This window comes from Burkholderia sp. MBR-1 (assembly GCF_013822785.1).
Classification (GTDB): domain Bacteria; phylum Pseudomonadota; class Gammaproteobacteria; order Burkholderiales; family Burkholderiaceae; genus Burkholderia; species Burkholderia vietnamiensis.
Window position 1 is genome coordinate 2429449 of sequence record NZ_CP053609.1, and the last position, 17922, is coordinate 2447370.

The following is a 17922-nucleotide window of genomic DNA, read 5'->3' on the forward strand; positions in this document are numbered from 1 at the left end:
CGGCCGGCGCGAATGCGGCGCGCAAATAACACATCCCACATGCTTTCCGGCATTCGATTCATTCAATAATTAATTGACGAATCGGCGACAAACGCGTTTCGGTGTGAAATTCGCGTGGAATTATCGCAAATCCGGCAACGCAAATCTTATATGCGCGCGTATTTCACCGATATTGATTCGCGTTTATCAATAATCTGAATCTCTCAATGCACCTTGCTGCAGAATGCACATGTCGGCTTTAGGTCACATCGGAGTATTTCGTTTTTGCCGATGCGCGATGCGCTCGGTAGTCTCCTGCCATTCCGCTTTTCGTGAAAAAACCAATACGCAAGGAGATGAGATGAAACGCACGGCCCTTTCGCTGATGTCGCTCGCGTCGTTCGCGGCGATTCCCGCCGCGCACGCGCAATCGAGCGTGACGCTGTACGGCGTGATCGATACATCGGTCACCTACGTGAATCACGCGCAGGGCAAGGACAACGCGTGGATGCTCGGCAACAGCAGCGCGGGCAATCTCGCCGGCAGCCGCTGGGGCGTGAAGGGCATCGAGGATCTCGGCGGCGGCCTCAAGGCGTTGTTCCAGCTCGAGAACGGCTTCGATCCGAGCAACGGCCGGCTCGGCCAGGGCAACCGGCTGTTCGGCCGCCAGGCGTTCGTCGGGCTGACCAGCGACCAATACGGCACGCTCACGTTCGGCCGCCAGTACGATCCGCTCATCGATCTCGTGCAGGGCATCACCGCCGACAACTATTTCGGCAGCGTGTTCGCGACGCCGGGCGACGTCGACAACTACGACAACAGCTTCCGCGTCGACAACGCGGTGAAATACACGTCGGCCGTCTATTCGGGCCTGCAGTTCGCGGCGATGTACTCGTTCGGCGGGATCGCCGGCAGCACCGGCGCGCAACAGTCGTACTCGGCGGCCGTCACGTACGGCAACGGGCCGTTCAGCGTCGCGGGCGGCTACTTCCATGCGACCAACAGCGCGGCGTCGAACGGGCTGCGCAACGGCTGGACCAGCTCGTCCGACGGCACCTTCGACGGCCCGGTCAACAGCGGCTACGCGAGCGCGCATTCGATCGGCATCGCACGCATCGCGGGCCAGTACGTCGCGGGCCCGTTCACCTTCGGCGTCGGCTACAGCAACGCGCAATACCGCCGCGATGCGAGCTCGGTGTTCGGCTCGAACGAGCACTACAACACCGGTCAGAGCTTCGTGAACTATCAGGCGACCAATGCGCTGCTCGTCGGCCTCGGCTACAGCTATACGCGTTCGGGCGGCGATACGTCGGCCACCTATCACCAGGTGTCGGTCGGCGCGGATTACAACCTGTCGAAACGCACCGACGTCTACCTGACCGCCGCCTACCAGCACGCGAGCGGCCAGACCGGCGACGGCAACGGCGAATCGATGGCCGCGCAGGCATCGATCGGTTCGTACGGCTACGCAGGCACCAGTTCGCAGACGATCGTCAACCTCGGGCTGCGCCATCGCTTCTGAGGGGCACGACGGGCCGCGCGTTGCCGCCATTTACCAAGGCCCATTGGCCGCAGCCTTGGGCTGCCGTCTTTCATGGCCGCATTTTGTGGTGAATTGACGCGCCGCGTCATCTCCGTGCGCGGCAGCAACGGCTCGTCGGCATAGATGCGCCAGATCGTCTTTTTTACCGATTTCAGCGGGGTGGAATTCACGAAAACGCGGGGAAATTCGGGCCAAAATGCCCGCACAATTGCAAAGGAAAGTTTGACGCGAACCATTTGACCGAATGCTATGGCACACTTCGCGTCTGCGTAATTTCCTTGCACCGGGCGGACGGATTCCGCCCCATCCTGTCATGCCGCGTCAGACCAACCGTTCGATCAGCCACGCCATGCCGACGCTCGCCGCGGCGCTCGCCCTGTCGTGCGCGCTGCCCACGCTTGCGCACGCGGACTGCCTCGACGACGCCGCCACGTTCCAGAAGGTGAGCGTGAGCCTGCTGCGCGGCATCGCGCAGGTGGAGTCCGGGATGAATCCGAACGCGGTGAACACGAACACGAACGGCACGGTCGACATCGGCCTGATGCAGATCAACAGCACGTGGCTGCCGACGCTCGCGCGCGAAGGGATCACGCGCGAAAGCCTGTTCGACGCCTGCACCAACGCGTACGTCGGCGCGTGGATCCTGTCGCAGAACATCCGTCAGCTCGGCGCGAACTGGAACGCGATCGGCGCGTACAACTCCGCGTCGCCCGACAAGCGCCTCGCGTATGCCCGCAAGGTCTATGATGCAATCCGGACCCTGCCGGATTCGCCCGATACTCCCATGCCCATCCTGCCCCCTTCCTTTACGCCGCCGCAACAGGTGCAGCCGTACAACCCGTTCGCGAGCCTGAGCGTGTCGGCGCCGCCGGTCGCGCGCACGCGCACGCTCGCGCCGGCCGCTCCGCCTGCTTCGCAGGGCGGCCCCGCCGGGCCGGCCGGCACGTACAACTTCGGCTGGACCGTCACGGGCGCCGACCAGGCCAAGCCGACCCAGGTGTTCGACGACGGCGCGCGCATCTACGTGCAGTTCAGCGACATGAAGCACGTGCCGGCGATCTTCACGGAGACTTCGTCGGGGCGCGTCCTGATGTCGTGGGAACTGCAGTTTCCGTATGCCGTCGTAACGCGCTCCGCGCAAACGTTGATCTTCCAGCTCGGGCCGTTCGAGGCGCGCGCGCAACGTGGCGGCGGCGCGACGACTGCGCAGGCAAGCGCGGCAACGACGCGCCCGGGCGCGGCGCCGGCAACGAAACAGCCGGCAAAGGCGCCGACCGCGCGGACGGCTTCCACCGACGCGCTGTGGTATCTGAACACGCCGGGCACGTCGGGTTCGGCATCGACCGGCAGCAGCGCGAACAATCCCGCGGTGTCGACCGCGTCGAACACACCCGCGACGTGGCCGACCGCCGTCACGTCGAACACGCCGCCGGCCGCCGCGCCGCAAGCCCCGGCTGCGGCCACGCAGGATTCGCGCGCGAGCGCCGACGCGCTCTGGTACATCTCGAAGTAGCGCAGCGGGCCGGCGCGCTACGGCCGCGCTGCGCGCGCGCCGTCCGTCATCCGCGCCGGACCCAGATCACCTTCCCGTCGCGCACGCCAAGATCGCGCCGCTCCGCGCGGTAATCCACCGTGCCCGGCAGAGAGCGGCCGTCGCGTTCGAGCACGCGCCACAGGCAGCCGTCGAGCAGCGCGGCCGCATCGGCTTCGGTCTTGCCGATCAGCGCGTCGTCGGGCATCGCGTCAGCCTGGCACGCGTTCGCGGCGCCCGATGGCACGGCGATCGGCACCGCGCCGCCGGCGGTGGCGTTGCGATGCTGTGTGGCCGTATCCGCGCAGCCGGCAATGGTTGCACTCGCAACGAGCGCGGCCAGCATCGTGATCGTCTTGTTCATCCGCTTCTCCTTGTTGCGGCCGGACAGTGTGCCGGCTTCGCGCCGATGTTACCGCAGGCAAATCGCGCAGTGCAGGCGTCGCTTGCGGTTTGGTCAGAACCGGTAGGTCGCACCTGCCATCCCGTAGTAGTTGCTGCGCGTCTGCACGATGGGGCTGTCGCCGTAGCGGCCCAGCAGGCGCGTGAAGCCGCCCGTCGTGCGCACTGCCCAATGCCGCGACAGGTCCCAGTTCCACGTGAGCGACAGCGTCGCGCTGTCCACGCCGCCGCTCGTGGAATACGGGCCGAACGCGCTCGCCCGCGACTGCGCATCGGTCACACCGTAGAAGGTCTGCATATAGCGCCCCGTGCCGGCATGCACGCTGGCCGTCGCGACCAGCGCGTACCGTCCGCGCTCGAACACGGGCACCGCGAGATCGACATGGCCGGACAAGCCGCGCGACCCATGCGTGACCGGCGCATCGATCGCAAGGCTCAGCTCGCCGCCGTCCGGCAGCTTCACGCCTGCGCGCATCGCGAACAGCACCGAGCCCGGTACCCTGCCCATTCCCTTCAGATGATCGGAGCCCGCGCGACCGAAGCGGTCGTCGTCGGTGCGACCCGCGTCGTAGCCCAGCGCGGCCGACACGAACGCGCCGTTCGGCAGCGCGAGGCGATAGCCGGCGCCGGCGCTGCTGTCGACGAAGAAGCCGTTGCCGAACATCGCGGAAAAGGACGGCGCGACGATGGCGCGGTACTGATTGCTGCCCTGATAGCGCGGCGCGAAGCCACCGCCGAGCGATATCGCGTACTGGTTTTCGGCGTGGACGGCGGAGGCGAGCGTGAGGCCGGCAAGCGGCATGCAATAGCGCAACGAACGAATGGATGGACGCACGATATCGGAACGAGAGTGACGGAGCCCGAAGTCTAGGAGCGCCCGCGCGGCACGACTGTCCGCAATCTGCGGAAAATGTGTGCTCAATTGTGTTCGAGTGTTCCCGATTGTCGTGAGGCCTCGCGGGCCGCTACAACGCCGGATAGAATTCGCGTGCCGCGCCACGCCCGCATTGGCGTGAAAGAGAAGGCGCGCATTTCGAGGAGACCATGAACGACCATCCGCTCAAATACCGCGTACTGCTGATCGAGGACGACGACCGCCTCGCCGAGCTCGTGCGCGAATATCTCGACGGCTACGAATTCTCGGTGACGGTCGTGCGCCGCGGCGATCTCGCGATCGCCGCCGTGCGCGAACACCGGCCGGCGCTCGTGATACTCGACCTGATGCTGCCGAATCTCGACGGGATGGAAGTGTGCCGGCGCATTCGTGCGTTCAGCAACGTGCCCGTGCTGATTCTAACGGCGCGTGCGGATGTCTACGATCAGGTCGCGGGCCTCGAAACCGGCGCCGACGACTACGTGACGAAACCGATCGAGCCGCGCGTGCTGGTGGCCCGCGCTCGCGCGCTGCTGCGCCGTGCGCAGCCTGCGGAACCGCGGACCGATGACGCTGCGCCCGTGCAGGCGCTGCAGTTCGGCGAGCTGACGATTTCGCCGCCGAACCGCACGGTCGCGTGGCGCGGCGAGCTCGTCGACCTGAAGACCACCGAGTTCAACCTGCTGCTGATCCTTGCGCGCGCAGCCGGTACCGTACTGAGTCGCGACGCGATCCTGAAGCAATTGCGCGGCATCGAGTTCGATGGCATCGACCGGTCGGTCGACGCGGGCATCTCGAAGCTGCGCCGACGCTTCGAGGACGATTCGTCCGAACCGCAACGGATCAAGACGATCTGGGGCCGCGGCTATCTGTTCAGCCCTTCCGCATGGGACGAGTGAATGCTGCGCCCGTTGATCAAGCTGTACCTGATCGTGATCGTCAGCTGTGCCGCGGCGGTCGTATTCGTTCAATGGTCATTCGACAAGATTTTCTACGAGCGCGTTGCGCAGGCGCAGCGCGATACGCTGACCACGTATGCGTTCGTGCTCAACGATTACCTCGAACGCCATCCGGGTGCGAAGCGTACGCTCGCGCTCAGCGAACTCGGCCAGCACGGCAACGAGCGATTCGGTTTCCTGACGATGGCCGACGCACGCGCGCAATTGTCCGACGCGCCGCTGCGCGATCTGGACGCCGGCCGGATTGCGATCAGCTACGACCGCAGGAACTACTACATGCCGCTCGCCGATGGTTCGGTGCTGCATGCTCGTCCGATTCAGCCGGCCATGCTCGACGTCAAGATCTATGCAAACGGGATGATCGCGCTCGCCGCACTGTTCGCCGTTGCGCTGTGGACGTCACATCACTGGCGCGACCTGCGCAAGCTGCAGACTGCCGCACACGCGTTCGGCGCGGGCGAGCTGTCGACGCGCGTGCGATTGTCCGCACGGTCGAACATCTATGAGCTGTCGGTGCAGTTCAACGACATGGCGGAACGGATCGAAGCGTCGATCAAGCAGCAGCGCGAAATGATGCATGCGATTTCGCACGAGCTGAAGACGCCGCTCGCTCGCCTGGAATTCGGACTCGCGCTGCTCGCGGACGCCGACGACAGCAGCCGGATGCAGACACGTTGCGACGCGCTGCGACGCGACGTGCGCGAACTCGACGAACTCGTGACCGAGTTGCTGACGATCGGACGGCTCGAACAGGGCGCGAGCGAACTGGAGCCGATGGAGGTGGCCGTCAATGCGCTGATCGACAGCGTCGCCGGCAGCGTCGCGAACGATGTCGCCGATCGCGGCATCATGCTCGACGTGTCGACCACGGGGGCGCCCGCCTCGCACGTATGCGATCCGAAACTCGTCGCGCGTGCGCTGTTGAACTTGATCCGCAACGGCGCGCGCTACGCGTCGCGTACGGTGCTGCTGTCGGCGGCGAGCGATGCGTCGGGCGCGTTGGTGCTGAGCGTCGACGACGACGGGCCGGGCATTCCAGTGGCCGATCGCGCGCGCGTGTTCGAACCGTTTCAGCGGCTCGATTCGAGCCGCGACCGACAGACCGGCGGCTTCGGACTCGGGCTCGCGATCGTGCGGCGCGTGGCGCGCGTGCATGGGGGTGAGGTGTGGCTCGAGGATTCGCCGTTGGGCGGCGCGCGGTTCGTGATTTCGTTGCCGGGGTGAGGTGGATGAGGTTTCTAAGCGGACGTTGGCGCACGGAATTTCCGAAGGGTCCGGGTGACGGGCCGTCAGCGAACCCATGCCGCCTCTCGCCGACAGCCCCATGTCCAACCGAACGGAAAGCGATTGCGTGATTCGCGACAGGGTATGTCTCAAGCACGTTGCACACTGTCCATCAGAATCAGGAACAGGAACAGGAACAGGAGATGCACACGTGAATACCCGCATGACGAAACCGGCGAGCCACGAGCGCGCCTACCTGGCACGATCATCTCGTTGCCTCCGCAACGATTCCGCAACGCTGCGTATCGCATTGCGCCCGTGGGGATTCGATGCCTGCGTCGTCCAGTCGTGGATCAACGCACTGCCTACACTGGATCGGGCTATCGCGTGGGAGCTCGCGACCGATCGACGGGCGCCCGGCGCGGATATCGTGGTCCACGTCGTCAGGCCGGCGCCGGCAGCGCGCGGGCAGTTCTGCTGGAACGGCATCGGTGCAAACTATGCGCTCAGGCAATCGCTTGCGGCCTGCGGCACGGAGCTCGCTCTTCTGATCGGCGCTTCGGAGCAGATGCCGGCCGAGCGCGTCGGTCACTGGGTCGCCGCCGGGGCATTGCCGCCGGCCGCGGCACTTGCAAGGCTCGGCCGGTTGATCGCGGCCTGTGCCGCGCCGCAGCGGCAGACGCAGCCGCCGGTGCGACGCGCGCTGATGCGCCTGATCTCGCATGATCTCGACATGGCATGAACGGCCTCGCGCGGCGGTCGCGGACGGAACGCCGCACCGCCGCCCGATTGCTTTTACTCCTGCGGCGAATGCCTGCGCACGTCAGGCGGTCATTCCGGCCGCCCCGCTTCATCGGCGCGGCTTGCACCCGCCGGCTTGCCGTACATGCGTGCAAGCTCATTCGCCTCTCGCACGAACTCGGCACGCAAGCCGGCGGGCGCAAGCACCTCGACGTTCGGCCCGAACGAGCGCAACCACCACCGCAAGCGCTGACTCAATAGCACGGTGCCCTTGACGAAAAGTGCGTCGCCGTCGCGGGTATGTGCCTGATCCTTCGACATCGGCGCTTCGAGCAGATGCTCGCCGGCACCGTTGAGGAACTTGAGCTTGAGCATCACCTCCTTCTCGACCATGAAGTCGAAGCGACGCTGTTGCTTCACATAGGCATCGAGCGAAAAGGTCGGCGGATAGTCAAACGTTTCGAGCAGCGCGCTGGCACGCGTGAAACGGTCCATGCGGTACATCGTCGGTTCGGTCTTGCCCGGCGTACCGCCGACCAGGTAGACGAGCCCGCCAACCTCCACGAACCCGAGCGGCAGAATGATCCTGGCCCGGTCGTTGTCGGTGTTGTGACGCGGGCGATAGACGATTTCGAGCTTGCGCTCTTCAAAGAGTGCGCGTGACACGATGCCGAACAGTTCCCGGTCGATTACCGGGTAATGCAGCGAGAAGCCGCCGCTTTCGACCGCGACCTTGCTCGCCCAGCGCGAATAGCGCCGCTCGGTTTCATTGCTCGTCCGCTGCAGCCGTGCCTCCGCGACGTCGAACATCGACGACAGTGATTCGGCCACCAGTTCCGGAATCTGGCGCGACGAAAAGCGCCGCAACGTCTGCAGCGCGAGCGCCTCGTCGAACGTCATCATCGAGCCAGCCTTGGCGGCCATGCCGCTCGCACCCGCCTTCTTGCGCCACACCAGCGCGGTGCCTCGTTCGAGCACCTCGACGAGCCCGTCGCGCTCAAGCTTCGCGAGGCGCCGGTTGATCGTCCTGACGGTTGGCGTGTCGAGCGCGGTCCGCGACAGCCAGCGGTGGATATCGGGGGTGCTGATGTAGTCGTCGTGCGTTGCCGCGTCGGGAAGCGCGCGCATGATTTCGCGATCGAGATCGGACATGATGGGTAAGCGTTGCTCGCAAAGAGTCGATCACGGTATATCGACCGGCGATGGCCATTCTTGAGCGCCTCGCCTCAACGCTTCGCGCGAAGCACGCCCCTCAGGTGACACAGCACGTGCTCGAGCGGACCTATCGGGCGCAGACTCAGGCCGCTGCCAGCGCATGCGGAATCGGATATTCACGCAGACGAACTCGCACCGGAAGCGAGTGTGCCGTGCGGTTCGGACAATTGGTGTCCCGATGACGGATTCAATTCTGCGGCGGCGTGAACTTCGATGTGCATGCAACGATCGTCACTACCGTGCCGGGGATGCATGACCTCATGCGACATCAAGACACCGTATGTCCGAACGGGCGTCGACAATACCCGTTCGACAACCACAGGACGATATTCTCGATGCCATTCTCTTCGGACATGCGGCGCTCGACGTTTCAGGCCGAGAACCGCCTCGCGAAAGACGATTCCGATAACAAAGTACAGGTTCGCGTCGATGCAGCGCGCGGCCAGCCGCTGATTGACGACCTCGACTTCAATGACGGTTCAATCAACCGCGCCGCCATGAAAATTCCGCTGAACGAGCGGCCCATGTCCGAGAAAATGCAGCGTGTGGCCAAGTGGATCGCGTGCAACTTCGACAAGCCCGTCAAGGTTCGACAGGCCGCCGATCTCGTCGCGATGAGCGAGCGCACCCTGCTGCGTCACTTTACAAGCGAGATCGGCATGGCACCCAGCGCCTATTTGATGCGTGTCAGGCTGGCACGCGCGTGTGCGATGCTCGCCTTCACCGCGCTCCCGGCAGACTCGATCGCTCGGCGTTGCGGGCTCGGCAGCGGCGAGCATCTCGCGCGCCTGTTTCGCCAGCACTTCGACAAGACCCCGATCGAATATCGGCGAGCACATGCGCATGCGCGTCCGGACATGCGTGCAGTGGAGCGCGATGGCGCGGGGGACGCGCCGAGCTCTTTTCGGTCCGTGCCGTGACCGTCAAGTCGTGCCATGTACCCAGCCGGTACAGCGCATCGGGAGAGATGCTCGAGCGATCTGGTGGCAGCGGCCTTCGCGCGTTCAAACTGGCCCGGCCGGAGCTTCATCGACAATCGCAAGCCGTTTAGCGCATGGCGTCGCTCAAACTCAATCGGCGACAGGCCGAACCATCTCACGTTTCGTGGAGGTCCCAACTCTTTCGAGAAATGGTATGGACACCTCCCTCCCGTATCGTGAGGCGCAGGCAAAAGCGGTCGCCTGGGTGATTCTTGGCTTTGCTTCGCCGAAGTAGCAACGCGGCTATCTCACATTGACCAAATCCGGTTACACCATGGTTACATGGTCTACGGCTCGACGGCATTGACTCAAGGGGGATTTTCGCAAGTGCTTGATTTGACTGGCCCGCCCTACACGATTCGAACGTGTGACCTACGGCTTAGAAGGCCGTTGCTCTATCCAACTGAGCTAAGGGCGGTCGAGAGAAAAGACACGGCGACACAAACACAACCCAGGCCGCATGCAACGCACAGGCGCTTCGAGCCATACCAGAACCACCCACTCGAAGCCCCGAAACGAAACGGGCCCGGCATGAAGCCGAGCCCGAAATTATACCCGATCATCGCGACACATCACGCCAGACCGGTGCAGCAACCATCAAACCGGTTGCGGATGCAGCATGAACCACCCGAGACAGAACGCCCCGGCGATCACACAGTAAAGCCCGAACGACGCCAACCGCCCGCGCCCTTCGAAATAACGCATCAGGAACCGCACGCTCAGATACGCGGCAATCGCCGTCAACACGCCGCCGAGCAGTGCATCGGCGAGTTGGTCGCGAGCATGGAACAGCTTCGGCAACTCGAGCACGCCCGCGGCAAAAATGATCGGCGTACCGAGCAGGAACGAAAACTCCGCGGCCTTCTCCGCAGTCAACCCGGCCACATTGCCGGCGATCATCGTCAGCCCGCTGCGCGAGAAGCCCGGGATCAGCGCGCCGATCTGCGCGAGGCCCACGAGGAACGCCTGCTTGAACGTCATCTTCTCCGGCGGCTGATGCGCGCGGCTGCGCTGAATCCGATCGCCGATCCACAGCAGCACGCCGTTGACGATCAGTGCGATCGCAACGATCCGCAGGTCGTGGAACACGCGCTCGATGCGCTTCTCGAGCAGCAACCCGACGATGCCGGTCGGGATCGTGCCGATGATCAGCGCCCACATCATGTGCCCGTCATCGTTCTTGCGGCCGCCGAGCTGCGCGAAGAAACCGCCGATCAGCGCAATCCAGCGCTCACGGAAGTACCACAGCAGCGCGAGCGCCGTACCCAGATGCAGCGCGACGAGAAATGGCAGCAACTGCGGCGCGTGCTTGTCGATATGCATGCCGAACAGCGCCGGCACGAGCAGCGTGTGGCCGAGGCTGCTGACGGGGAACAGTTCGGTGACGCCCTGCAGGACGCTCAGGAATACCAGAAACCAGAGACTCACGCGTCGGTCCTTTTAAAGGTGAACAATCGGTAGGAAGACGGACGACGCACCGCGTCATCCGAAAAACGCGCCCCGATTATGCCGAGCCATGATTACTGCGCCAAGGGCATTTGACCGCTAATTGCGGCGATGCACACAAACGCTTGCAACATGTAAGCGCACAGAAAGCAAAAGGCCCGCCATTTGCATGGCGGGCCTTTCGAATCGGACAGAATCCTGTCGTCAGCGGCCGAGCTGATAAAAGAACAATACCGTGCTGCCGGTGAACATGCCGAACAGTGCGATTCCCATTGCCATTGCCAGATCCATGGCGCCTCCTCGAAGTGTCATGACCCGGCAACATCACCGGTTTAGATGCATTATCCCGACCGCCGACGGTGTTAAAAAGTCGCGATTTCCCGAGAAGGGTTTTCCCCGACCGCGTCGCTGCCCGATAATGGATCGCGCTCGCGCATCCCCTCACCCGTTCATCCCGACTTGCCATGCCGATCTTCCAGCAGCACGACATCCATGAACTTCACACCGGCCCGTCGCTCGTTCGGGTCGCTCCGCAATTCGGCGGCCGCCTGCTGTCGTGGCACGTCGACGGCGAGCCGATCATCTTCTGGCCGGAAACCGCCGACTGGACCAACCTCGCGCGCGTGCGCGGCGGCAATCCGCTGTTGTTCCCGTTCCTCGGCCGGCATCGCGTCGACGGCGAACTCGGCCGCTGGCGCGACGCCGCCGGCGTGGTCCGCGACCTGCCGATGCACGGTTTCGCGCGCGACCTGCCGTTCGCGGCACACGCGTCGCCGGACGGCGCCGCGCTCGCGATGTCGCTCGATGCAACCGACGCGCTGGACGACAGCTACCCGTTCGATTTCCGCTTCGAAGCGACCTACCGTCTCGTCGATGCCCACACGCTCGACGTCGCGCTGACCACGACGAACCGCGGCGCCACGCCGCTGCCGTACTACGCAGGCCACCACTTCTATTTCGCGCTGCCGCACGGAGAACGCGCCCAGACCACGCTCGAACTGCCTCCGACGCAGCGCCGCATGCAACTGGCCGACGGCTCGATCAGCGCGGCCGAGCCGGGCCAATCGTCCTACAGCCTCGGAGATCCGGAGATCCTCGACCGCTTCCACTGTCTCGACGATGGCGCGCCGTCCGCGCCGGTACGGATCGTGATGCCGGGGCGCGGCCGCACGATCGAGATCGCGCTCGACATCCCGGGCTCGATCCCGTGGTATGCGGTCACGACGTGGACCGAGAAGCCGGAATCCGACTTCTACTGCGTCGAGCCGTGGCTCGGCCTGCCGGACGCAATTCACAACGGTCTCGGGCTGCGCATGCTCGCGCCGGGCGCGACCGAAACGGCCACGCTGCGCATTCGCGTGCTGCCGCACGCCGGCTGACATCGCCGGCGCCGGGCCGGCCATGCCGGCCGACTACGGCCAGAAACTGCGGCGGGCCGATCGAACCCGTTAAAATCGGACGTTTTGGATTGCCTGCCGCGCCGCGCGCGGCAGCGTTTTGCGAGGTTCAATGTTCGGAACAACAACGAAGCGGCTCTTCGCTGCCGCCTGTGCGGCGCTGCTCGTCGCGTGCGGCTCCGCGCCCGTCGGCCCCGGCTACTACCGCGTCGAGCGCGGCGACACGCTCTACAAGATCGCCCGCGACAACCGCACGTCGCTGGCAAACATCGTGCGCTGGAACCAGATCACGAACCCCGATGCGATCGAAGTCGGGCAGGTACTGCGCGTCGCGCCGCCGCCCGGCACGACGACCGCGTCCACCTCCGGCACCAGCACCGGCAGCGCGCCGCGCAGCCGCCCCGCGCCATCCGCGCCGGTCGAATCGAACGTCAAACCGGCTTCCAGCATCGCACTGATCTGGCCGGCAGCCGGCAATGTGGTGCGCACGTTCGACGGATCGAAATCCAAGGGGATCGACATCGCGAATTCGGCCGGTACGCCGGTGCAGGCGGCCGCCACCGGCACGGTCGTCTATGCGGGCAACGGCTTGCGCGGCTACGGCAATCTGATCATCCTGAAGCACAACGCCGATTACCTGACGGCCTACGCGCACAACCGCGCGCTGCTCGTGAGGGAAGGCCAGTCGGTCACACAGGGGCAGACGATCGCCGAGATGGGCAGCAGCGACAGCGATCGCGTCGCGCTGCATTTCGAGCTGCGTTACGGCGGCCGCTCGATCGACCCCGCACGCTACCTGCCCGCGCGCTGAACGCGCGGGCCGCCGACGGACGACATGAGATGCCGGCATGCATCGCATGTCGTCGCGAGGGCAATCCGAAAGGTTGTGTCAGCGCTTGCGCAGACGACCGATGAAACGGCCGGACAACGGATCGACACGGCTCGCAAACATCACCAGCGCGCCGATTCCGAACAGGCTGAACCCCGTAGCAATCAGAAGCAAATCCATGGTCACATCACTGTTTTGTCGTGATCTTATGCGTCATTGAGAAATCGTGCACTGAACTGCCCCGTCGCACGAGTCCGAACATTCCCTATCCACAGTCGCCATTGTGGTTTCGGTCGCGTGAATCAATGATGTAAGCGCGCCGACGGTTGCTTCGGCAGACCTCGACGCGACCCGCGATACCGCGTGCAGCCGACCGCCCAAAAAGGCCGCTCAGCCACTTCAGCACGAGGGTTCCAGCCGCGCCGCGATTGCCGCGTGAGCGACGGCGGACGGCTCGCGCCGACTCAACAAACATCCCACGGCAACGTGACACGCACCGCGCTCGGCGAACTGAGGAAGGTTTCTAACCGTCGCGCGAACGGCTCCGTGCGCGCCGTGCACTTCGTCGGCCGCGACGACGAAGCAATCGCGACCGGCGGTTACCGCATCGGCCCGCGGTCATGGTCGGCGTGCCCCAGGGCGGGACAGCTACCGACATCGTGAAGGCGTTCATCGCGCCGCCGAACCCCGGCGATGTTGGCGACGACACGCTCGCGCATCCCTCGCCATGCAACGCACGCCAGCAGCACGGCCGTGCCGCGACGGCCAGCCGGTCGCCCGATAGCCCGGATGGTTTATAGTGGCGCCACGCAGCCTTTCTCCCGAACACCGATGTCCTCCCAACACGAAACCGCCGCGGGCGCGTCGCATAGCCCGCTCTACGCCAAACTCCTGGGTGAAACCGCCAAGATCGACTGGTGCGATCTCGAGCGCTTCTTCGCACAAGGCAAGCTGCTGTCGGTCGCGCGCGATCTCGATCTCGTCAGCGTCGCGGAAGCGATCGCCAGCGACGACGCCGAGCAAGTCACGCGCTGGCTGTCGGCCGGCCTCGTCGCGCGCATGCCGGCACCAACCGCTTCCGACTACGCGGCACGCGATCCGGAGCTGTGGGCGGTAGTCGTGTCGCCGTGGGTGTGCGTGCAGGAACGCGCCTGACGCGTTCGCGATGTCCGAATCCGCCTTACCGCACGCGGCCGACACCGCATCGGCCGCCGTCTCGCACCGGCGCGTCCTCGCGCTCGCGTTCCCGATCGTCCTCGCCAACCTGACCCAGCCGCTGCTCGGCGCGGTCGACACGGCCGTGGCCGGCCATCTCGACGGCGCGCAGTATCTCGGCGGCGTCGCGCTCGGCGGCCTCGTCTTCAACTTCGTGTTCTGGGGCTTCGGCTTCCTGCGGATGGGCACGACCGGCCTCGTCGCGCAGGCGCACGGCGCCCGCGACGCAGCCGGCATCCGCCTGAGCGTGCTGCGCGCGCTCATCGTCGCGTTCGTGCTCGGCGCCGCCGTGCTCGCCTTGCAGGTGCCGCTGCTGTCGTTCGCACTGACCGCGCTCGGCGGCAGCGACGCGGTGCGTGCGACGGCACTCGCCTACAGCCGCGCACGCATCTGGAGTGCTCCGTTCGCGCTGGCGAACTACGTCGTGCTCGGCTACCTGCTCGGCGTGCAGCGCGTGCGGCTCGCCCTCGTCGCGCAGGTGTTCATCAACGCGGTGAACATCGGCGCCGTGCTGCTCTACGTGTACGGCTTCGGCTGGGGCATCGCCGGAATCGGCGCCGCAACGGCCACCGCGGACGCGTGCGGCTTCGCGCTCGGCGCGTGGATGCTGTGGCGGCTGCGGCCGCGCGGCCTCGGGCCGCTCGCGGCGCATGCGCTGGTGGATCGCATAGCGCTCACGCGGCTGATCGCGCTCAATCGCGACATCTTCCTGCGCACGCTGTGCCTGCTGGGCGCGTTCGGCTGGTTCGCGCATCTCGGCGCCCAACAGGGCGACGCGACGCTCGCCGCAAACGCGCTGCTGCTGAATTTCCAAACCTTCATGGCATATGGGCTCGACGGCTTCGCTCACGCGGCCGAAGCGCTCGTCGGCGCCGCAGCCGGCGCACGCGATCGCGCGACGTTCCGGCAGGCCGTGCGCGTCACGCTGCTGTGGTCGGCGCTGGGTGCGCTGCTGTTCGCGCTCGTCTATTGGGCAGCCGGCGGCTGGATCGTCGCGCGGCTGACCGACCAAGCAGACATCCGCGCCGTCGCGCTGCGTTATTTGCCCTGGGCAGCCGTCTCGCCGATCGTTTCCGTGTGGGGCTTTCTGCTCGACGGCGTGTTCATCGGCGCAACCCAGACGCAGTCGCTGATGCGCGCGATGGTGGCATCGCTCGCGGTCTTCATCGCTGCGACGCTCGTCGCCGTCGGCCCGTTCGGCAACCACGGACTGTGGTTCGCACTGCTGCTGTTCATGGCCGCGCGTGGCGCGACACTCGCACGCCATCTGCCGGCGCTCGTGCGGCGCATCGGCGCCGACGGGCCGGCGGCCGGCGCCTGAGCGCCTCGGGCAACGGCTATTGCGCCGCAGCGCCCGCGGGCGCCGGCGACGCATCGAGCATCGACGGCGGCGTCATGTCGGTCGGCACGCCGTGGTAGTCGGCTGGATCCTGCGGCGGGTGGCCGCGGCGTGCCTCGCGAGGATCGCCGGCACAACCGGCAAGAATCGACACGGCCAGCACGAACAGCATCAAACGGGTCATCGGGAAGGCTCCGAAAAACGGCGCGCCCATCGCGCGCCGGAACCGGGCCGAGTCTAGCCGAATTCCGGTTTGGGAGTCGTCGCGCACATGTCCTACCATGCAAACATGGCGCTGTGCCGTTGAAAGGAGGCTGCCATGATGTCTGAAGAGATCGCCGGCCTGATCGGCCTGTTCATCGGTGTGATGGTGCTCATCGCGCTGTCCTACTTCGAGTCGCGCGAATACAAGCGCACCCACGGTGGCGAAGGGATGATCCATCACTGGATGGCGGAACACCATCTGCTCGACTGGCGGCGCAAGCATTAGCGCACGCCGCTGCATCGTCGGGTCCGCCGCGTGAGCGGCGCGTCCAACGTGCGGACATGCGCACGCTGGAGCGGCCGGTGTGTGCCGCGAAAAGCGAACGCCATCACGCGGCGCATTGGCGCGTGATGGCGTTCGTGCGCGTCGGGCGCGACGCGCACGCAAGCGGCAGTGCTCAGCCCAGGAAGTGCCGGGCGTAGCGCGCGTTGATGTCCGACAGGCGGAACAGCGTCAGGAAGTCGGCGCAGTTGAAGTCGGGATCCCAGGCCGGTGCGCCGCAGATCTTCGCGCCGAGGCGCAGATAACCCTTGATGAGCGGCGGCGGCGCGACGACGGTGCCCGTCTGCAGCTCGTCGACCGGCAGCGCGGTGTGCGGGAAGGCACGGTACTCGGGCGCGGTCAGCGAGTGGGCGGGCAGCGACTGATACAGGTTCGCCGCATAGTGGCCGCCGTCGGCCATCGACACGCTCGCGCAGCCCAGCATCGTCTCATAGCCGTTCTGCATCATGTAGGCGCCGAGACCGCCCCACAACGCCATGATCACCGCGCCGCTACGGTAGTCGCTGTGCACGCACGAGCGGCCGACCTCGACCATCTTGCCGCGCAGGTGCGTCAGGCGCGACAGGTCGAATTCGCCCTCGGCGTACAACCGGCCAACGCGGGCCGCCTGGTGCGGCGGCAGCACGCGATACGTGCCGACGACTTTCAGCGTATCGAGATCGCGGACCAGCAGGTGGTCGCAGTAGGCGTCGAAAGGATCGACGTCGAGACCGGACGGGCCACTGACCTGCGCGCCCATCTCTTCGGCGAATACGGTGTAGCGCAGGCGCTGCGCCTCGCGCAGTTCGTCTTCCGTGCGCGCCCAGGCGGCCCGCAGACGGTACTCGGATGTGACGGTTTCAGCGGCGCGCGGCAGGTGGCGCCGCGCTGTATCGAGGGGCAGCGAGGCGAAGGGGAGCGTAGGCGTCGGCAGTTCTCGCATTAGGCTTTCCTGGTCGTAAGGAATAGGACGACATGCCAGCCAATGTAGTAACCGGTCGTTACCGTTCTGTGGCACGACCGTGTCCTTTCAATGACGTGTCGCCGAATTGACTTTAGCAGAAAGCTTACGCAACCGTATGATCAATGGCACGAAAACCGCTTCAGACAAGCTCCGGCGTCAGTACGGCGCGCAGCACGGCCTGATGGTTGCCGTCGCGGGTGCGGCTCGCGAGCCACACGATGCCGCCCTTCTTGACGCTCCAGCTGTCGCCGTTGCGCGCGATCAGTTCGGCGGCGACGCAGCCGAGCGTCGGCTGGTGGCCGACGATCACGACCGTCGGTGCGATGCCGTCGGGCCAGCCTGCGGCGGCCAGCACGTCGTCCACGCTGCCGCCCGGGGCGAGCGCATCGACGGTCCGGTACTGGTCGGTGAGCGCCTCGACCGTCTGCACCGTGCGCGCCGCCGGGCTCGCGAGGATCACGCTGCTCGATTCGAGCCGGCCGCGCAGCCATTTGGCCATCGCCTGCGCTTCCTTGCGGCCGCGGGTGGTCAGTTGTCTCGCCAGATCGTTGGCCGCGTAGTCCTCGGCCTCGGCGTGACGCCACAGGATCAGATTCATCATCGTGTCTCTCCATGTGTCGGCGAACCGTCCGGCCGTACGTGTGCGCGGCGGACGGTCATCGTTGGTATTGTCGCCAATCGGTGGGCGTTCGTGGTCGAACGCGGCATGTGGATAACGGGATTGACCCAGCGACCCATTAGACGCTAGAATCTTTGGC

19 protein-coding genes and 1 tRNA gene are annotated in these 17922 nt (G+C 65.7%); 11 read left to right on the top strand and 9 right to left on the bottom strand.

Annotation, left to right across the window (positions count from 1 at the left end; all coding sequences use genetic code 11):
• The first annotated feature begins 340 nt into the window (after positions 1–340).
• Complete coding sequence (locus MBR110_RS11115; protein WP_181709069.1) at positions 341–1501, top strand: porin; 1161 nt, start codon at positions 341–343, stop codon at positions 1499–1501.
• Here MBR110_RS11115 and MBR110_RS11120 read toward each other — a convergent pair.
• Positions 1444–1758 carry a hypothetical protein gene (locus MBR110_RS11120; protein ID WP_176000480.1) on the bottom strand — a complete coding sequence of 105 codons (315 nt, stop codon included), beginning with the start codon at positions 1756–1758 and terminating at the stop codon, positions 1444–1446. The genes MBR110_RS11115 and MBR110_RS11120 overlap by 58 nt on opposite strands.
• Before the next feature lie 77 nt (positions 1759–1835).
• Between MBR110_RS11120 and MBR110_RS11125 the strand changes: the two genes are divergently transcribed.
• The gene (locus MBR110_RS11125) at positions 1836–3035 is read left to right on the top strand and encodes a transglycosylase SLT domain-containing protein (RefSeq protein WP_014722830.1); all 1200 of its coding nucleotides are present in this window, start codon (positions 1836–1838) and stop codon (positions 3033–3035) included.
• Between the two features lie 46 nt (positions 3036–3081).
• Here the strand turns inward: MBR110_RS11125 and MBR110_RS11130 are convergent, their stop codons facing one another.
• Both MBR110_RS11130 and MBR110_RS11135 read right to left on the bottom strand, forming a co-directional pair.
• Positions 3082–3417, bottom strand: a complete 336-nt coding sequence (locus MBR110_RS11130) for a hypothetical protein (protein WP_060121787.1) — start codon at positions 3415–3417, stop codon at positions 3082–3084.
• Between the two features lie 93 nt (positions 3418–3510).
• Positions 3511–4257 (bottom strand): MipA/OmpV family protein, encoded by a 747-nt coding sequence (locus MBR110_RS11135; RefSeq protein ID WP_060043165.1) that lies wholly within the window; start codon positions 4255–4257, stop codon positions 3511–3513.
• Between the two features lie 242 nt (positions 4258–4499).
• On the opposite strand from MBR110_RS11135, the gene MBR110_RS11140 reads away from it, so the two are divergent.
• The 3 genes from MBR110_RS11140 (at position 4500) to MBR110_RS11150 (ending at position 7254) form a co-directional block, all read left to right on the top strand.
• A complete protein-coding gene (locus tag MBR110_RS11140) occupies positions 4500–5228 on the top strand; it encodes a response regulator (RefSeq protein ID WP_011884363.1) in 729 nt (242 codons plus the stop codon).
• Positions 5229–6512: an ATP-binding protein gene (locus MBR110_RS11145; protein ID WP_059462260.1), complete on the top strand. Its 1284-nt coding sequence runs from the start codon at positions 5229–5231 to the stop codon at positions 6510–6512. It begins immediately after the preceding gene.
• Positions 6513–6723: 211 nt separating this feature from the next.
• Complete coding sequence (locus MBR110_RS11150) at positions 6724–7254, top strand: hypothetical protein (RefSeq protein WP_224056575.1); 531 nt, start codon at positions 6724–6726, stop codon at positions 7252–7254.
• Between the two features lie 89 nt (positions 7255–7343).
• On the opposite strand, the gene MBR110_RS11155 is transcribed toward MBR110_RS11150, so the two are convergent.
• Positions 7344–8405, bottom strand: a complete 1062-nt coding sequence (locus MBR110_RS11155) for a helix-turn-helix transcriptional regulator (protein ID WP_059567945.1) — start codon at positions 8403–8405, stop codon at positions 7344–7346.
• A gap of 398 nt (positions 8406–8803) precedes the next feature.
• Between MBR110_RS11155 and MBR110_RS11160 the strand changes: the two genes are divergently transcribed.
• The gene (locus MBR110_RS11160; RefSeq protein ID WP_258569958.1) at positions 8804–9388 is read left to right on the top strand and encodes a helix-turn-helix domain-containing protein; all 585 of its coding nucleotides are present in this window, start codon (positions 8804–8806) and stop codon (positions 9386–9388) included.
• Positions 9389–9789: 401 nt separating this feature from the next.
• On the opposite strand, the gene MBR110_RS11165 is transcribed toward MBR110_RS11160, so the two are convergent.
• Positions 9790–9866, bottom strand: a tRNA-Arg gene (locus MBR110_RS11165).
• A 179-nt stretch (positions 9867–10045) separates the two neighbouring features.
• Positions 10046–10876: an undecaprenyl-diphosphate phosphatase gene (locus MBR110_RS11170; protein ID WP_011884310.1), complete on the bottom strand. Its 831-nt coding sequence runs from the start codon at positions 10874–10876 to the stop codon at positions 10046–10048.
• Between the two features lie 482 nt (positions 10877–11358).
• Between MBR110_RS11170 and MBR110_RS11175 the strand changes: the two genes are divergently transcribed.
• From MBR110_RS11175 to MBR110_RS11190, 4 genes are all read left to right on the top strand, one after another.
• Positions 11359–12273 carry an aldose epimerase family protein gene (locus MBR110_RS11175; protein WP_059475295.1) on the top strand — a complete coding sequence of 305 codons (915 nt, stop codon included), beginning with the start codon at positions 11359–11361 and terminating at the stop codon, positions 12271–12273.
• Between the two features lie 130 nt (positions 12274–12403).
• The gene (locus tag MBR110_RS11180; RefSeq protein ID WP_011884308.1) at positions 12404–13102 is read left to right on the top strand and encodes a peptidoglycan DD-metalloendopeptidase family protein; all 699 of its coding nucleotides are present in this window, start codon (positions 12404–12406) and stop codon (positions 13100–13102) included.
• 849 nt (positions 13103–13951) lie between these two features.
• A complete protein-coding gene (locus MBR110_RS11185) occupies positions 13952–14275 on the top strand; it encodes a DUF2288 domain-containing protein (protein WP_034193252.1) in 324 nt (107 codons plus the stop codon).
• A 10-nt stretch (positions 14276–14285) separates the two neighbouring features.
• Entirely contained in the window at positions 14286–15656 is a 1371-nt protein-coding gene (locus MBR110_RS11190) for an MATE family efflux transporter (protein WP_181709070.1), read from the top strand.
• Positions 15657–15672: 16 nt separating this feature from the next.
• Here the strand turns inward: MBR110_RS11190 and MBR110_RS11195 are convergent, their stop codons facing one another.
• Positions 15673–15858, bottom strand: a complete 186-nt coding sequence (locus MBR110_RS11195; protein ID WP_034193330.1) for a hypothetical protein — start codon at positions 15856–15858, stop codon at positions 15673–15675.
• Between the two features lie 135 nt (positions 15859–15993).
• On the opposite strand from MBR110_RS11195, the gene MBR110_RS11200 reads away from it, so the two are divergent.
• Complete coding sequence (locus MBR110_RS11200) at positions 15994–16164, top strand: hypothetical protein (protein ID WP_011884304.1); 171 nt, start codon at positions 15994–15996, stop codon at positions 16162–16164.
• A 172-nt stretch (positions 16165–16336) separates the two neighbouring features.
• Here MBR110_RS11200 and MBR110_RS11205 read toward each other — a convergent pair whose 3' ends face one another.
• Positions 16337–17143 carry a GNAT family N-acetyltransferase gene (locus MBR110_RS11205; protein ID WP_011884303.1) on the bottom strand — a complete coding sequence of 269 codons (807 nt, stop codon included), beginning with the start codon at positions 17141–17143 and terminating at the stop codon, positions 16337–16339.
• 160 nt (positions 17144–17303) lie between these two features.
• Positions 17304–17765: a phosphohistidine phosphatase SixA gene (gene sixA, locus MBR110_RS11210; protein WP_011884302.1), complete on the bottom strand. Its 462-nt coding sequence runs from the start codon at positions 17763–17765 to the stop codon at positions 17304–17306.
• Positions 17766–17922 lie beyond the last annotated feature (157 nt).

What these genes read in the sequence shown, in the direction of transcription:
- MBR110_RS11115 (WP_181709069.1), top strand. Translation starts at nt 341, where the DNA reads ATGAAACGCACGGCCCTTTCGCTGATGTCGCTCGCGTCGTTCGCGGCG.
- MBR110_RS11120 (WP_176000480.1), bottom strand. Translation starts at nt 1,758, where the DNA reads ATGGTTCGCGTCAAACTTTCCTTTGCAATTGTGCGGGCATTTTGGCCC.
- MBR110_RS11125 (WP_014722830.1), top strand. Translation starts at nt 1,836, where the DNA reads ATGCCGCGTCAGACCAACCGTTCGATCAGCCACGCCATGCCGACGCTC.
- MBR110_RS11130 (WP_060121787.1), bottom strand. Translation starts at nt 3,417, where the DNA reads ATGAACAAGACGATCACGATGCTGGCCGCGCTCGTTGCGAGTGCAACC.
- MBR110_RS11135 (WP_060043165.1), bottom strand. Translation starts at nt 4,257, where the DNA reads ATGCCGCTTGCCGGCCTCACGCTCGCCTCCGCCGTCCACGCCGAAAAC.
- MBR110_RS11140 (WP_011884363.1), top strand. Translation starts at nt 4,500, where the DNA reads ATGAACGACCATCCGCTCAAATACCGCGTACTGCTGATCGAGGACGAC.
- MBR110_RS11145 (WP_059462260.1), top strand. Translation starts at nt 5,229, where the DNA reads ATGCTGCGCCCGTTGATCAAGCTGTACCTGATCGTGATCGTCAGCTGT.
- MBR110_RS11155 (WP_059567945.1), bottom strand. Translation starts at nt 8,405, where the DNA reads ATGTCCGATCTCGATCGCGAAATCATGCGCGCGCTTCCCGACGCGGCA.
- MBR110_RS11160 (WP_258569958.1), top strand. Translation starts at nt 8,804, where the DNA reads ATGCCATTCTCTTCGGACATGCGGCGCTCGACGTTTCAGGCCGAGAAC.
- MBR110_RS11175 (WP_059475295.1), top strand. Translation starts at nt 11,359, where the DNA reads ATGCCGATCTTCCAGCAGCACGACATCCATGAACTTCACACCGGCCCG.
- MBR110_RS11180 (WP_011884308.1), top strand. Translation starts at nt 12,404, where the DNA reads ATGTTCGGAACAACAACGAAGCGGCTCTTCGCTGCCGCCTGTGCGGCG.
- MBR110_RS11185 (WP_034193252.1), top strand. Translation starts at nt 13,952, where the DNA reads ATGTCCTCCCAACACGAAACCGCCGCGGGCGCGTCGCATAGCCCGCTC.
- MBR110_RS11190 (WP_181709070.1), top strand. Translation starts at nt 14,286, where the DNA reads ATGTCCGAATCCGCCTTACCGCACGCGGCCGACACCGCATCGGCCGCC.
- MBR110_RS11195 (WP_034193330.1), bottom strand. Translation starts at nt 15,858, where the DNA reads ATGACCCGTTTGATGCTGTTCGTGCTGGCCGTGTCGATTCTTGCCGGT.
- MBR110_RS11200 (WP_011884304.1), top strand. Translation starts at nt 15,994, where the DNA reads ATGATGTCTGAAGAGATCGCCGGCCTGATCGGCCTGTTCATCGGTGTG.
- MBR110_RS11205 (WP_011884303.1), bottom strand. Translation starts at nt 17,143, where the DNA reads ATGCGAGAACTGCCGACGCCTACGCTCCCCTTCGCCTCGCTGCCCCTC.
- sixA (WP_011884302.1), bottom strand. Translation starts at nt 17,765, where the DNA reads ATGATGAATCTGATCCTGTGGCGTCACGCCGAGGCCGAGGACTACGCG.